Consider the following 13819-nt stretch of genomic DNA (forward strand, 5'->3'; position numbering starts at 1 on the left):
CGACGAGCAGCTTTGATGAGGCCCCGAAACAGCGTCCGGGCGGGGGAAAAAATAGACTTACGCTTGCACCATGTCCAGCGGAATCAGACCGGTCGGCACGCTTTCCGTCGCCGCGGCAGGCTGAAACGTCACTTGTTCGACAAAGGTCCCCTGCGAAACGTCCGCTTTCGCCTCGTCCAGCCGCACGGACACGATTTGTCCGAGCATGTCCGGGTGTCCGCGGAATGCGATTTTGATATAGTTGTCCGAATAGCCTTCGAGCATCCCTTCCGCATTGATCTCTTCCGGAATCACTTCCAGAACCTGCCCGACATACCTCGCCGAATACTCGACCTGCAGCCGGTTGGCCAGCTCGATCAATTTCGCGACGCGGGCTTCCTTTACCGCTTCCGGCACCTGGTCTTTGTATTTGGCAGCCGGCGTCCCTTTCCGCTTCGAATACGGGAAGACGTGCAGGTCGGCAAACCGCTGATCCTTGACGAAGTTGTACGTTTCTGCAAAATGGTCGTCCGTTTCGCCCGGGAAGCCGACGATCACGTCGCTGGTGATCGCCAGATCCGGCAGCGCTTTCCGCAGTTCCACCAGTTTCGCGGCAAACTCCTCGACCGTGTATTTCCGGTTCATCCGGTCGAGCACATAGTTGGAACCGGACTGCAGCGGAATGTGCAGATGGCGGCAGACTTTTTCCGAACGGGTGAGGACTTCCAGCATTTTGCCGTCGATTTCGCTCGCTTCGATCGAAGAAATCCGAATCCGGCGCAGGCCCTCCACTTTCTCAAGGTCGACCAGCAAATCGGCCAGTGTGTAGCCGTCCAGGTCATCCCCGTAACCGCCGGTGTGTATGCCGGACAGGACGATTTCGCGATAGCCCGCTGCCACCAGTTTTTCCGCTTGTTTGATCACGTTCTCCGGCTTCCGGCTGCGGATAAATCCGCGCGAGTACGGAATGATGCAGAACGTGCAGAAGTTATTGCAGCCTTCCTGGATTTTCAGAAATGCGCGAGTGTGCCCCTGGAACTCCGGCACGTCCAGCTCTTCAAATTCCCGCTGCGAGCGGACGGAAGACACGAATTTGAGCGGTTTCTTTTCTTCCTGCACTTTCTCGACCAGGTCGACGATCTGCTCCCGGTGTTGTGTTCCGATCACCAAATCGACACCGGGAATCGCCAAAATCTCATCGGGCGCCATTTGCGCATAGCAGCCGGTGACGACCACCGTCGCGTGTTCGTTGCGGCGGATCGCGCGGCGGATCATCTGCCGCGATTTTTTGTCGCCCGTATCGGTCACGGTGCACGTATTGATCACGTACACGTCGGCGATGTCGTGAAAATCGACCTGCGTGTACCCGCGCCGCTTGAACAGCTGCCAGATCGCTTCCGTGTCGTACGAATTCACCTTGCAGCCCAGCGTGTGAAATGCCACTGTTGACATCCGTTTCACCCTCCCATCTGTCCAAAATGGTATAAAATGATCGCGGCAGCCACCAGCCCCGCGGTTTCAGTCCGTAATATGCGAGGGCCCAATGTGATAATGCGGGCCCCGTGTTCTTCCGCAAGCGCAACTTCCTGCGGCGCAAAGCCGCCCTCCGGCCCGATCAGAAGCGCGACCGACCGGGGCAATCGGGGGGTGTCGCCGCCGATCACTCGCCGGTCATCGACGTCCTGCTGTTCGGATGCACCGCCAGCTGTAAACGTGTTCAGCGCCGACCGCAAACCAACGCCGGACTGCCCTTCGTACGCCAGCAAAATCAGATCGTGCGAAGCAGCCTGTTCGGCCAGCCACTGCCGCAGGGAAACCACGTCCGCGATGTGCGGAATCACAAGGCGATGCGCCTGTTCCGCTGCTTCTTTGGCAATCCGCTGCCAGCGTTCGCGGCGCTTGCTCTCTTTTTTTGCATCATACTGAACGATTGTGCGTTCCGTTTCGACTGGCACAAAACAGGCGATGCCCAGTTCCGTCCCTTTTTGCACAATCAGATCCATTTTATCACTTTTCGGCAGTCCCTGGACCAGCGTAAGTTTTACCTCCGGTTCCACTTTTTCGGCGAGCGTTTCGACGATCTCACCGACCACCTGGCCGGAAGCGAATTCGGTCAATCGCACGCGATACGACCGGCCCAAACCATCGGCGCAAATCACCTCTGCGCCAGGCTGCAGCCGCAACACGCGCGTGATATGTTTCACATCGTCGCCCGTGATCCGCACCTGCCCGGCTTCGATCGCTTCCGGCGAAACAAAATATCGCTGCATGTCGGCCTCCCGCTCTTTTTCCGAATCCTACAGGCCGTTTTTCCCGCCAAGGGGCGTTTTTTCCGCCACCAGCACGGTCCAATCCTGCTCGGTGAGCATTTCCCTGACGGCAAACCCTTGTTGTTCCATCTGCCCGCGCACCCAGTCCGCTTTTTCCTGGATAATGCCGGACGCGATGAACAGCCCGCCCGGCTCGAGCACCCTGCAGGCGTCCGGGATCATGCGGACCACGATGTCCGCCAGAATGTTCGCGACCACGAGAGAAAATGGACCGTCGATCCCCCGCAGCAAATCGTTTGCCCGCACGGCCACACGGTCGTCGACATGGTTCTGCGCCACATTTTCCCGCGCCACCTTGACGGCGACCGGGTCCAAATCGAGCGCCAGCACCTGCTCGGCGCCCAATTTTGCACAAGCGATCGAGAGAATCGCGGTGCCGGTTCCGACATCCACCACGCGCGCGTTGGCAGGGAGCCATTTTTCCAGCATCCGCAGGCACAAAACGGTGGTCGGATGGGTGCCGGTGCCAAATGCCATGCCGGGATCAAGCTCGATGATGATTTCTCCGGGAGCGGCCTCATACGGCTCCCACGTGGGTTTAATCGTCAGCCGGTCAGTCACCCGCACCGGTTTGAAAAATTGTTTCCACGCGTTGGCCCAGTCTTCTTCGTCCACTTCGCGGGTCGCGACTTCACCGCGCCCGGGATCAAGCCCATACCCGGTGAAGGCAGCCAGCTCCTGTTTGATTTTATTGACCAAAGAAGCGACATCGACCAGTTCCGGGAAGTACGCAGACACGCGGGCACCCTCCGCCGGAACCAGATCATCCGTCACTTCATACCAGTTTCCATAAGGATTGTTGCGAACCACGTCCAGATCATTGCGGTCTTCAATCGCCACGCCGGCGGCGCCAAGCCGCGTCAGCAGTTCCGACACCGCTTCGCTCGCCTCGTGACTGGTCCAAACTGTCACTTCCGTCCACTTCACATGAAATCCTCCATTGCGCATCGCAGCTCGGCTCCATTCCGCGCCGCGGCGCAGGTTTAAGCTGTCTGAGTCACGCTTTGACAGCCCGGCGGCCGAAAAGCCACATTTCATCATACATCAAGTGGCGGGGAAAATCAATTTTATTGAACAGGAACGTCGCTCACGCTCTCCTGCTCAATCCGTATTCGGTATCGTTCCATCAAACGGAGCACTTCGCGCCAATCCGCATACCGCGGATCTTCCAGCATCGTCTTTATTTTCGATAAATAGGCGGGATCCGTGGGAACCGCCCCGTCTTTGTATTTCATCAACGTTGCGCCGTCCATCAATATCGGCCGCAGTTGCGGGAAATAATTCGTCTTCAGATATTCAAAGATGCGAATGCCGCCCAAATCGATGTCACCCCAGTGGCAAACCGACATGTCCGGTTGATGGCGCTGCAAATAACCGGCCAATTTTTCAAGAAAAATTTGCAAGGTACGGTGCGGAAACCCGCCGATATACACGACCAACTCCTGCCGGTCGGCCCGCCGCTGCACCCATTGATGGTAACTGGTCAGATTCTCGATCGTCACAACTCGTTCCGCGCGCACCGAGAAGATCTCCATCCCCTTGACAGTTTCAGCCGACAGCCCTACTCCGCCGAAAAATCCCTCTGTGGCCACAGTCCGTCCCTGCACCTGACAGTCCAGCGCACCAGAAAGCCAAACGCTTTTTGGATTGTCGACGATGCCGATGCTGTCAAGATACTCCTCATCCGTCTCCAATTCCGTATCGCCGTATTTTTTGAGCAGTGACAGGAGGCGTTTCTGGACATGCCGTTCAAAATATTTGCTGTCCCGGAACAACTCCTGGCTGAGCAACCGCTTTGGCTTTCCTGTATTTTCAATCCCGGTCAGCGCGAGCAGCACTTTCACCAAACCTTCATATCCTTCCGGATCGTCCAAATCCAAGCCGCCGCTGCTGCGTTCCGCCAACTTTTGATCCGCTTCCTGCCACCATCGCTTCACCCATTCCCAGGGGTGGCATGACAGCGGCTTGAGAATCTCCCGCATTCGCTCCATTTTTGCCAGTTTTGGTTTGATTCCCGCCAGGGAGTACGCTTTTGGCATCGAATCCGTTTCCAGATAGACTTTCGCAAGCTCAGATCCTTCCTGAAATTTCGCCCACGCCAACGAAACGAGCCCTTGCCGCTCCAGTTCCAACAGTACATCGTTCATCCACACTCGCTTCCGGAAGTCCATTTCGTCAAAATAATCTTTTTGAAACGGGCTTCCTTTTAATGCGAACTGCGGCCTCTGCGAAGACGGCTGCCCGGTTCGGAACGCCTGGCTTCGTTCATATTTTTCCAGAAGGAACGAGAGAACCTGTTTTTGAAATTTTGTTTTAAATTGCTGTTCACCAGGAGACTGCGCCATGATCACACCTCAGGCACTCAGAATAACGTCTGCTGTTGCAAATCGGGGGATTCCTCAGCCTGACCGCCTGCCGTTGCCGCTTCCTGTTCGCCGTCCTCCCAGCGGTCAATCAGATCAACAAAGCATTGGTATTCGTGCCTGTTCACGATCAGCGTCGTGGTCACTTCCGGCGCCATATGCTGCATTTTCTCGTCCGGTACAGCGGCGATCAGCTGCAGGTTCATCTGCTTGATGAGACGCAGGCTGGATTGAATCCGTTGTTCGTCCATTTTGTTGAACGCTTCGTCAAACACCACCAGCCGCATCGTTTTGCCGGAACGATACAGGTGATGAAAGGACGCCAAAATCGCGATGTAAAACGGGGTCTGTGTCTCCCCGCCCGATTTTTCCCGCAAAACCTGCGAGAACCTGTAGCGTGAATCGCGGGTGGTTACAATGATGTCAAAATCGAGATAGCGCCTGTAATCGGTGAATTCCTCCAGATCCCCCGCTTCCCCCCGCACCAGCAGTTCAAAAAGTTCATGCAGCACGGCGACCCGTTCGTCATCCGGCATCTCAAACAACGAGCCTCTTTCTAGCAGCAGCGGGTCCATCACGGCATCGTAAAATTTTTTGTACTTTTCGCTGGCCGTCACTTCAAAGTGATACCTGTCCTCGGAAAAAGGAAAGTTTCGAAGCGCGTAATTCAACTCGTCGAATTCGCGCCGTGCCATCTGGATGGCCTCCCGCAGCTTGAAAACAAAATGCGACTTGAACTCCTCTTCCGACTCTTTCAGCGCCGTTTCCACCTTCTTCTGGTATTCCGGAATATCGAGATGTTCAATATCATGCAGAAGTTTTTCATAGACTTCGTTGTCTTCCCCGGCGACAGGTCCGTTGAATGAGTAGACAAAGTTGAACTGCTGCCGCAGTTTTTGCAGATCCAGAAATTCCTGGTCGCGGCGGGTCTGGTTCCCTTTCCAGTTGTTTTCCCAGTTCTCGATTTTCTTCGCCGTGGGAAGATTCTGCCGGGTGGCATCTTCCCAACGCACCAGCGCTCGCTGCTCCGCTTCCGGACCGTGTTCCTCCCGCCATTGCTGCCAGTGCTCTTCCGCTTCCCGCACTTTCCTCCGTTGAATGAATAACTGTGTATCTTTTTGCATCTGCTCCGTTTCCAATTTTGTTTTCTCTTTTTCCAGCCGGACATACCGGTTTGCCCAATCTTGTTCCGCTTTCCGCCATTCCTCGTAGGCTGCTTTCAGCCGTTCGACCTCATTGAAGTCATCCGATTGGAGAAGCGTTTCCAATTGCTCGCGGGCAGTCTCCAACTCGCGGCGGCGTGTATCAAGTTCCGTCGGCAGGGCGAGATGTTCACTGAGAGAAGCATACTGCGACTGCTTCTCGGCGAGCCGGCTCGTCCAATCGGTCAGCTCCCGGTTGGTCGCGAGCAGACGATCCCGTTGGCTTTTGAGCTCGGTCAGTTCCCGCCGCCTGATTTCCAATTGCCGGACGATCGCTTTCGCCCCGATGAAAGGAACTTCATACTGCCGTTTCGGAATCTGTCTGGCGACCAGATTGTGGTACACCATGCAGGTGCGGGTGACGGCTGTCCGATACTTGCGGAGTTCCTGCTCGTTTTCCGCTTTTATCACTTTGCCCAGCAAATGTTCCAGATGGGCGCGGATGACGGGATGATTGGCCGTCAGCTCTTCCGCCAGCGAGTTGCGCTCCGCGGTCCCCAGATACTTGCGTTCTTTTTCCGTGTCGACCAGTCCGACACCCTCCAGCTTCCAGGTCCATTTTTCCCGCTCGTACACCGCCAGCGCTTCCGCAAACACATGCGGTTCCACTAATAAATCGTACCTTTGCGTGTTCAGGTACCCCTCGATCGCATCCCGCCAGGATTCGTCCCGCACTTCCATTTCCTCGCAAAAAATCCACACTTTCGACCTGTCGCCCAGCCGCTGTTCCAACAGCGATTTCAGTTTATGCACCGAAGGTGGGTAGGTTCGCTTCTGATTTTCAAGATCTCGAATGATCTCTTCCAGTTCCGCAATTTTCGTTTCAGTTTCTTGCAGTTGATCGGCGGCGCGGGATGCAGCGATCAATGTGCGCTGATAAAGCGCGGCAAGCAACGCACCTGCTTCCTGGAATGCCTGTCTCACATCCGCTTCCGCCTGCACTATTTGTTCCTGTTCGATTTGGGCGAGTGCGTAGGCGAGCGTTTCCCGCAACCGCTCCAGATTTTCACGCTCGCGTGCTTCCCACTGCCACAGTTCGTTGCCGGGCCACTGCGACAGGGAATCGAGCAGTTGCAACTCCTGCCGCAAACGTTTCGCGAATAAAGCGAGCGTACGCCGCAACTGCTCCTGTTCGATTGTCAACTGTGCGATTCGTTCTTCCAATTCTTTCTTCTGCCGCTCCACTTGATGATTCTGCCAGCGCTGATAGGCCGCTTGCATTTGCTGCTTCGCTTCATCCACCTTGTGAAGCGCCAATTCGATGTCCGCTTCCATCTGCTGCAGCTTCTGTTGGTAGTGATCCAGATCCTTTTGCAATTGCTCCTGGATTTCCTGTTCCAGGACAAACTTCAGCCTGCGGATCACATAGTCCTGTTCCTTCACCGTTTCGCGCAGCCTCGCATACTGATTGAACCGTTCCCGGATGGCGTGCAAACTTTCTTTTCGTTTCTGAAGTTCCTCCAGTTCCTGTCTGTATCGCTCATGGATCTCAAAATTTTGTTTCATCAGGTCAAGCTGCAGTTCCTTTTTGTCCAGGATATAGTCATAGACGAACGCCCGGATGTCCTGGATCGGCTTGAATGACAAAGCTTTCGTGAAAACGGAAAAAAACCGTTCGTGAACTTGTCCCATGCGAGCCAGCAGCGCTTTCTGGTAGTTCGCTTTGTTGCGCTCAAAAATCACGCGGCTGCGCATTCCGCCCCCGTAGAAACGCCGGAATTCCTCACGGTTGCGGAGTTGCCCGGACGATTTCAGGAACTCGACTTCTGCAAGCCGCCGGTCTGCCAGGATAAAATATTCCTCTTCATAGGACTGGTCCCGAAAAACGTCGATCACCACACCGACCACGAACGATTCCTTTTTCTCGTCGTCCCGAAATTCGGCGGCTATGTAAGAGGTAAAATCGCCATCCCGCAAGAACGTTCGCTCGTCATTGCCAATCTTGCCCCTTAAATAGTTGATCATCGAGCGCTTGGCCTCATCATGTGCGGCCGCATTGAAACGGATTTGCCTCTGATCGGCGACAAACAGCACCTGCATCGCGTCGATGATCGTCGATTTGCCGGCCGCATTTTTTCCCGTGATCAAGGTTTGCTTGCCGAATTCCAGCGTTTCGTCCACAAAATAGTGCCAGTTAATCAACCGCAGTTTCTTCATCCATTTCATCCAGCAAACCTCCTTCCTGGCCCGCCTCGTACCGTTCAATTTTCCCGCGGATCGTCTGCAGCTCATCGGTATCCACCACATAGATCCAGGTGTGGAACAGCCGGAACCGGCATTCGTCCGACCGGATGTCGCTGTCCAGGGGCTCCAGCAGATGGTAACGCGTGCACAACTGGACCATTTTTTCAAGCTGGGTTCGGTTCAGCCACGGAATCCGGAATGTTTCGTATTTACCGCGGATCTCATGGGTGGTCGTCATCGGAAATTCGCTGAGAGACAAACTCTGCCTTTTTTCCTCGTAAATGAGACGCAGGGTCAACAGCCAGATGCTTTGGTCCCGATTCAAGCCGCGTCGCAGCCGGCTGTCCGGTGCATGCAGGAAAACACATTCATGCCGTTCATCCACGACCAGATCCCAGCCCAGAAACTGAAAAAAACGCTCCAACTCCGCTCGATGCCGGCGAATCGTCAAATACGTTTCCCGTTCTCTCTCTTTGACCAGAAAATTGACTGCGATTAAGCGGTTGATCACGGAGCGGACGCGCTCTTGTTCCAGTTCGCTCAATTCGGTTAGGATCAAGGCTGACACCTCTTTTTTCGGATAGATTCAACGCGAACGCCGATTTTTTGGGCAGGTTCAATGTTGGTGCCCCATTTTCGGATAGGCTCAATGCTGGCGCCCCTTTTTTCGGATGGGCTCAATGCTGGCGTCTCCTCTTTCGGACAATGCGGTGGTTGGTAAAACGGTATTGTCCGATATGCAAAATACGCCGTTCGCTGGAACGCCTCAACTCAAAAGCGGAAGCGCCATCCTGTCCGAACAGGTAAACATACGTGAGAAGCAAAAATTCCTCCAGATTCGTCGGTGCCAACTCTTCTAGTTCCATCTCTTGCCGCTCTCCCAGCCTGTCAAATACATAGCTCTCCACTTTTTTGCGTGTGATCGCATGCCGCATGCGCTCCAGGTTCTCCTGGCGCAATTGTTTTTTCAATTCGTCCGGAATCGGCTGCACCACATGAACAGCCGGCTGGTGGGGCAATTTTTTGCGGCGAGGAGAAAAAAGAGAGCCTTCATTCAGAACCTCCACTTGTTGCAAGCGGAACAATTCCGGCCAAGGACACTCATCCGGCGACATGTTGTTGCACAAACCGGAGAGCCGTTCCAAAACATACGCCAATTGTTGAACCAACCCATGGTGCTGTTGGCTCAAGTAACGCGCCCGATCATAGGATGAACGCAAATATTGGTTATGTTTGAGATCGATTTGATAAAAAATCTCGTCCAATCCGCTATACGTCTCTTCGATCCGGTACAATGCGTCGCGGATGTCCGCCTCCGCCTCCTCCCGGGATTGATAAAACTCGCTTCGCAGCCCGTCTTCGATCGTTTCCTCAAGCAGATCCTTGTCCAACAGCCAATTCTGCACAGTCTGCAATATCTGGAACCGATAGCGCGACACGTGGTCGGAGGTTTTCAAGCGATGGTAACTCTTGTCAACAATTTGCGATTTGTATTTTTCAAAGTGGTGATCCAAAACTTCCTGGATGGTCGTTTTTTGCACCATCTGTTCCATGTGATGTTTCATATCATTGTAGAGCGTGATCAATTCCTGCTCAAACTGGAGCGTGTACTGCCTGGCCTCCCGCACGGCAAAACAGGGGCGGCGTTTCGCCTCCTGTCCGGTGAGGATTTCATACGTGACAAAGGCAAACCGCTGGTATTCCACCGTTCTCGCTTCGCAAAGCTCCTGAAACAAAGACAAAATCCGGCTGGTGTAGTGCGGCAGCACAATATACTGTTGGAACTGATCCCGTACTTCCAGATAAATCCACTTCAATCTTTCCATCCGGCGAATCAACGCGTTCGCCTGCGCCCGCGACAATTCCTCCAGCGAAATTTGCAAATCGCCATGTCCACCGTCAGAACCGACCGATTCCTCTTCAACATCCAGTTGGATCTCCAGCCCCAATTCCCTGTGTGTTTCGATCAGCTCCTGCAACAAGTCCCGCATGACATCCAAACGGATGCCGAACCGTTCCCTGCGGGACTGTTCAAACAACAGAAGCAAAGCTTCCGCGTACAGATGTTTGTTTGGACCGGTCAACAAATAAAAGAAACGCTCCGGAAAAACGTCAAACAGTTTCATTTTTGAAGGCTAATCCTCCGTTAGAGAAGTATGGCCATTTTTGTGGGATTACTTACCACTTATTCATAATTGTATAGTATAGCAAACGATACCACGAGTTCCAGAGTGGTAAGATAATTCATTCTTTTCATCAGTGCTCAACGCTTCTCAGCATCACAGCAGTTACCAGGCGGGGGACTCTGAAAAAATGATGGATGTTGTCATTGGTGCTCAACGCTTCTCAGCATCACAGCAGTTATCAGCGCCCACAAAGACGATGCCAGCACAAACCTGTTCAAGTGCTCAACGCTTCTCAGCATCACAGCAGTTATCAGTGGATTGTCTGTCTTCCCCAAAAGCCAATCGGTTGTTACATGTTGTTGCCGCTCAGTTTCCTTGTCTGGAAACGAGCGGTTTTTTCTTGCCAAGAATGACGGAGATGAGAGACAATGAATGACATATGCAGCCGGAGGCTGTAACGCCAATCACTGTCTAAGGAGCGGCGAAAGCAAAAAATAAAAAGGAAGACGGTTAAGGATTAGCAGCCCCCGTCTTCCTTCGCACCAAGCTTTCGCTCACAACAATTGTAGTGGAAAAGAAGACAAAAGTAAAGCCCTTTATCGTCATCGAAGAGGCGGTAAAGGTGTCGCATCCGTCCGACTGTATCCATCGTGATCCGATGTGGCGCCACGGCGGCCTGATTCGAGACCAAAGCGATACCATTCGTATACGCAGGGGAGGTTACCGCCACCCCCCTTGCAGCCTGCCGCTGTCTGCCTGTTCGCCGACCGCGCAACAGGCGCTACCGCCTTGGCATTCGGACTTGGAAGCGTATCTCAGGCTGGTCGGCACGCACGGCCTTCCGGAAGAAGATCGCCCCAAACGCTGTCCGGCAGGGTGCCCCTGCGAGCGGATGCCTCATCGGCATAGCCATTACTGGCGCGCGGTTTTTACGTCTTCCTCATGCCAACGAATCTGCATCTTCCGTTTTCGTTGCCCCGGTTGTGGCTATGTTCACTCCGTCATCCCCGCTTTCCTCGAACCGTACCAGCGTCTGGCGCTAGATCTGCAAGAAGATCTGGTGGACGCCGTCCAGCAAGGGGGCACCGTCGAGGCGGTAGCGGAGGCGTCCCAATCCCTGCCGGGCGGCGGTTTTGGCGAGCGTACCATCGCAAGTCTCGTCCGGGCATGGAACGAACGGCTGACCCAGTTGGAGTCCGGTTTATGGACCTGGCTGCTCGCGCGGGTTCCTCATTTGACGCTCTCACGCTCCCCATCGCTGTGGAGTACGCTACAGAGCGCATGGCAAGCGGTTCAAGAGCGAATCCCGGCCTTTCGAAACATCCGATTTCTTCACGGCTTGAATCGTCTCTGCTTCTCCCTGGCGGTGACGGTACACGGCTAAAATACCACAGAGCCTGTCCTGTTGATTTCACTCGCGGCGTCTCACAATGGAGCCAAGGGGATACACGTCCCCATTTCATCTCCCAAAGGAGGCATTTACCGCGATGGATTCATCCATGCAGGAACAAATGGCCGCTTTTCGCTACAGCCTCATCGCACCCGTAGTCAGCCGGCAGACGCCGCTGGCACCCGGGGAACTGAAGGCTTATTTGGCGCAGGCGGCCGAAAAGGTGTACCACATTCCCGGCAGCACCAAACGGACCGTGAGCGTGCGAACGCTCGAACGCTGGCTCAGCCAGTACCGAAAAGGCGAGTGGGACGGCCTAAAACCGCGAGGCCGCACCCGCAAAACGAATCTGAAGATCCCGCCGGCGGTGTTGCAGGAGGCGATTCGCCTGCGAAAGCAGCGCCCCGAGCGAAGTGTCGAGCAACTGATCTTCATGCTGGAAGAGGGCGGTGTAGCCGAAGCCGGGACGCTTGCCGCAAGCACCCTCTCCCGTCATCTGCGAAAGGCGGGTGCGAGCCGCAAAGACGTGCTTGCCGCCGAGGCCGACAAGGGATTTCGGCGATTCGAAGCCGAGGAGCCGCATCTGTGCTGGCAGTTCGACTTTCAGCACACGCTCTACCTGCCCGATCCGAAAGATCCGAAGAAACGAAAGAAAGCGATCCTGTTCGCCATCCTCGACGATTTCAGCCGGTACATCGTCCATGCCGAGTTCTACTGGGACGAGAAACTGCCGCGGATGGAGGACGGCCTGAAGAAGGCGATTTTGAAGCATGGCATTCCAGAGCAATTCTATTGCGATCATGGTGCGGCGTTCTCCTCCCCACATCTGGTGCGCATCTGCGGCAAGCTGGGGATCCGACTTTCCCATTCTGCCGTGAGACGGCCTCAGGGACGCGGCAAGATCGAACGCTGGTTCCGTTTCGTCGATACCAGCTTTAAACCGGAAGCCTACGCACAGATCGAACAGGGACGGCTCACGACACTCGCCGAACTGAACGCCGCGCTAGCCGCATGGCTCGACGGCTACTACCATACCCGGGAGCACGGTTCCACCAAACAGTCCCCTCGCGACCGGCTTGCCGCAAGGGCCCGGCCGATGCGACGCAAGACGCTGGCGGAACTGACCGAAATCTTTCTCTGGGAAGAGACACGCACGGTGGATAAGACCGGCTGTGTCAGCCTGAATGGCAACACGTATGAAGTCGACCTGGAACTATGCAAAAAACGTGTACAGTTGCGCTATGACCCGTTCGATCTCACAACGATGCAAGTCTGGTACGACGGCGTCAGGTACGCCGATGCAACGGTTGTTGATCTATCCCGTCCGTATGATCGTCGGGTGACGCCTGAACCGACGGCGCTTACCGTGGAGCCGGACGGGCAAGTGGCCTTCCTGGACCTGGCCGAGCAGAAACGGCAAGCCCAGTGGACAAACGAAGAAATCTCTTATGCCAAAGCGAAAGGCGATGATGCGAAATGAATGCCACCCTGCTGCAGAGCCCGGCCCCTAAACCGTTCAGCAAGGAACTGGATCCCGCACTTTGCTATGAATCCCGTGGAACCGCGAAGCGTCTGCCCGTCTGGATCTGATGATTCAGCATCGGACGCTGGGCGTTCTCACCGGTGAAATGGGCGGCGGCAAGTCGACCTTAATCCGGCGGCTGTTCGCCTCCCTTGATCCCATGGCCTATCTGCCGATCTACCTGTGCTATGCGTCACTCAAGCCACGAGAATTCTATGGAGGCCTGCTGGAGGCGGTCGGCGTAGAACCGGTCTACACCGTCTCCAGGGCGCGTAAACTCTGGCAGGAAGTCGTCCGCAGCCGCTCCGCACCTGGTGAGCGTACCATGGTCGTCGTCATCGATGAGGCGCACGAGATGAGTGAAGCGATGCTGCTTGAATTACGGCTTCGCGCTCAATTACAACATCGATTCCGCCTCGTTGTTTCCCTTGATTCTCGTCGGCCAGCCGGAGCTTCGCAAGCTGCTCCGGCTGAAGAAGTACGAAGCCACCGTCCAGCGCATTGGCATGCAGTACCACTTGAGCGGCATGAACAAGGAGGAAACGAGCGCCTATATTCGGCACCACATGACCGTAAGCCGGACAGAGAAGCCCGTGTTTGCCGAAAGCGCGCTCAGCCGAATCTTTGCCGCCAGCCAGGGGCTTCCGCGCGTGGTGAACCAGATCTGCACGCAGATTCTGCTCGACGCCGCCGCCCGGAATCTGGAGGTCATTGAAGAAGCCG

The 13819-nt window shown here is 55.1% G+C and carries 10 protein-coding genes; 3 read left to right on the forward strand and 7 right to left on the reverse strand.

Features of this window, described 5'->3' with window-relative positions; all coding sequences use genetic code 11:
- Nucleotides 1–57: 57 nt before the first annotated feature.
- The 7 genes from mtaB to C230_RS0109805 all read right to left on the reverse strand — a co-directional run bounded on the left by mtaB (nucleotide 58) and on the right by C230_RS0109805 (nucleotide 10184).
- Entirely contained in the window at nucleotides 58–1431 is a 1374-nt protein-coding gene (gene mtaB, locus C230_RS0109775) for a tRNA (N(6)-L-threonylcarbamoyladenosine(37)-C(2))-methylthiotransferase MtaB (RefSeq protein WP_018131859.1), read from the reverse strand.
- A gap of 5 nt (nucleotides 1432–1436) precedes the next feature.
- Nucleotides 1437–2249 carry a 16S rRNA (uracil(1498)-N(3))-methyltransferase gene (locus C230_RS0109780; RefSeq protein ID WP_018131860.1) on the reverse strand — a complete coding sequence of 271 codons (813 nt, stop codon included), beginning with the start codon at nucleotides 2247–2249 and terminating at the stop codon, nucleotides 1437–1439.
- Between the two features lie 27 nt (nucleotides 2250–2276).
- Nucleotides 2277–3236: a 50S ribosomal protein L11 methyltransferase gene (gene prmA / locus C230_RS0109785; RefSeq protein WP_018131861.1), complete on the reverse strand. Its 960-nt coding sequence runs from the start codon at nucleotides 3234–3236 to the stop codon at nucleotides 2277–2279.
- A gap of 140 nt (nucleotides 3237–3376) precedes the next feature.
- Nucleotides 3377–4654: a Wadjet anti-phage system protein JetD domain-containing protein gene (locus tag C230_RS0109790; protein ID WP_018131862.1), complete on the reverse strand. Its 1278-nt coding sequence runs from the start codon at nucleotides 4652–4654 to the stop codon at nucleotides 3377–3379.
- A gap of 17 nt (nucleotides 4655–4671) precedes the next feature.
- A complete protein-coding gene (locus tag C230_RS0109795) occupies nucleotides 4672–8040 on the reverse strand; it encodes an ATP-binding protein (RefSeq protein ID WP_018131863.1) in 3369 nt (1122 codons plus the stop codon).
- A complete protein-coding gene (locus C230_RS0109800) occupies nucleotides 8009–8617 on the reverse strand; it encodes a DUF4194 domain-containing protein (RefSeq protein ID WP_018131864.1) in 609 nt (202 codons plus the stop codon). Before C230_RS0109800 ends, C230_RS0109795 begins: the two co-directional genes overlap by 32 nt.
- 118 nt (nucleotides 8618–8735) lie before the next feature.
- Complete coding sequence (locus C230_RS0109805; RefSeq protein WP_018131865.1) at nucleotides 8736–10184, reverse strand: Wadjet anti-phage system protein JetA family protein; 1449 nt, start codon at nucleotides 10182–10184, stop codon at nucleotides 8736–8738.
- 622 nt (nucleotides 10185–10806) lie between these two features.
- Here C230_RS0109805 and C230_RS22540 point away from each other — a divergent pair.
- The 3 genes from C230_RS22540 to C230_RS23895 all read left to right on the forward strand — a co-directional run bounded on the left by C230_RS22540 (nucleotide 10807) and on the right by C230_RS23895 (nucleotide 13811).
- Nucleotides 10807–11568, forward strand: coding sequence for a DUF6431 domain-containing protein (locus C230_RS22540; protein WP_156807416.1), 762 nt, complete (start codon nucleotides 10807–10809; stop codon nucleotides 11566–11568).
- Nucleotides 11569–11671: 103 nt separating this feature from the next.
- Complete coding sequence (locus C230_RS0109815) at nucleotides 11672–13054, forward strand: Mu transposase C-terminal domain-containing protein (RefSeq protein ID WP_018131867.1); 1383 nt, start codon at nucleotides 11672–11674, stop codon at nucleotides 13052–13054.
- 148 nt (nucleotides 13055–13202) lie between these two features.
- Nucleotides 13203–13811 (forward strand): AAA family ATPase, encoded by a 609-nt coding sequence (locus C230_RS23895; RefSeq protein ID WP_407635576.1) that lies wholly within the window; start codon nucleotides 13203–13205, stop codon nucleotides 13809–13811.
- The last annotated feature ends 8 nt before the right edge of the window (nucleotides 13812–13819 follow it).

The sequence above is a fragment of the Effusibacillus pohliae DSM 22757 genome, from assembly GCF_000376225.1.
Lineage (GTDB): Bacteria > Bacillota > Bacilli > Tumebacillales > Effusibacillaceae > Effusibacillus > Effusibacillus pohliae.

Excerpts from the sequence above, each read along its gene's own strand:
- C230_RS0109815 (WP_018131867.1), top strand. The coding sequence starts at position 11,672 with ATGGATTCATCCATGCAGGAACAAATGGCCGCTTTTCGCTACAGCCTC.
- C230_RS0109805 (WP_018131865.1), bottom strand. The coding sequence starts at position 10,184 with ATGAAACTGTTTGACGTTTTTCCGGAGCGTTTCTTTTATTTGTTGACC.
- mtaB (WP_018131859.1), bottom strand. The coding sequence starts at position 1,431 with ATGTCAACAGTGGCATTTCACACGCTGGGCTGCAAGGTGAATTCGTAC.
- C230_RS23895 (WP_407635576.1), top strand. The coding sequence starts at position 13,203 with ATGGGCGGCGGCAAGTCGACCTTAATCCGGCGGCTGTTCGCCTCCCTT.
- C230_RS0109795 (WP_018131863.1), bottom strand. The coding sequence starts at position 8,040 with ATGAAATGGATGAAGAAACTGCGGTTGATTAACTGGCACTATTTTGTG.
- C230_RS0109780 (WP_018131860.1), bottom strand. The coding sequence starts at position 2,249 with ATGCAGCGATATTTTGTTTCGCCGGAAGCGATCGAAGCCGGGCAGGTG.
- C230_RS0109790 (WP_018131862.1), bottom strand. The coding sequence starts at position 4,654 with ATGGCGCAGTCTCCTGGTGAACAGCAATTTAAAACAAAATTTCAAAAA.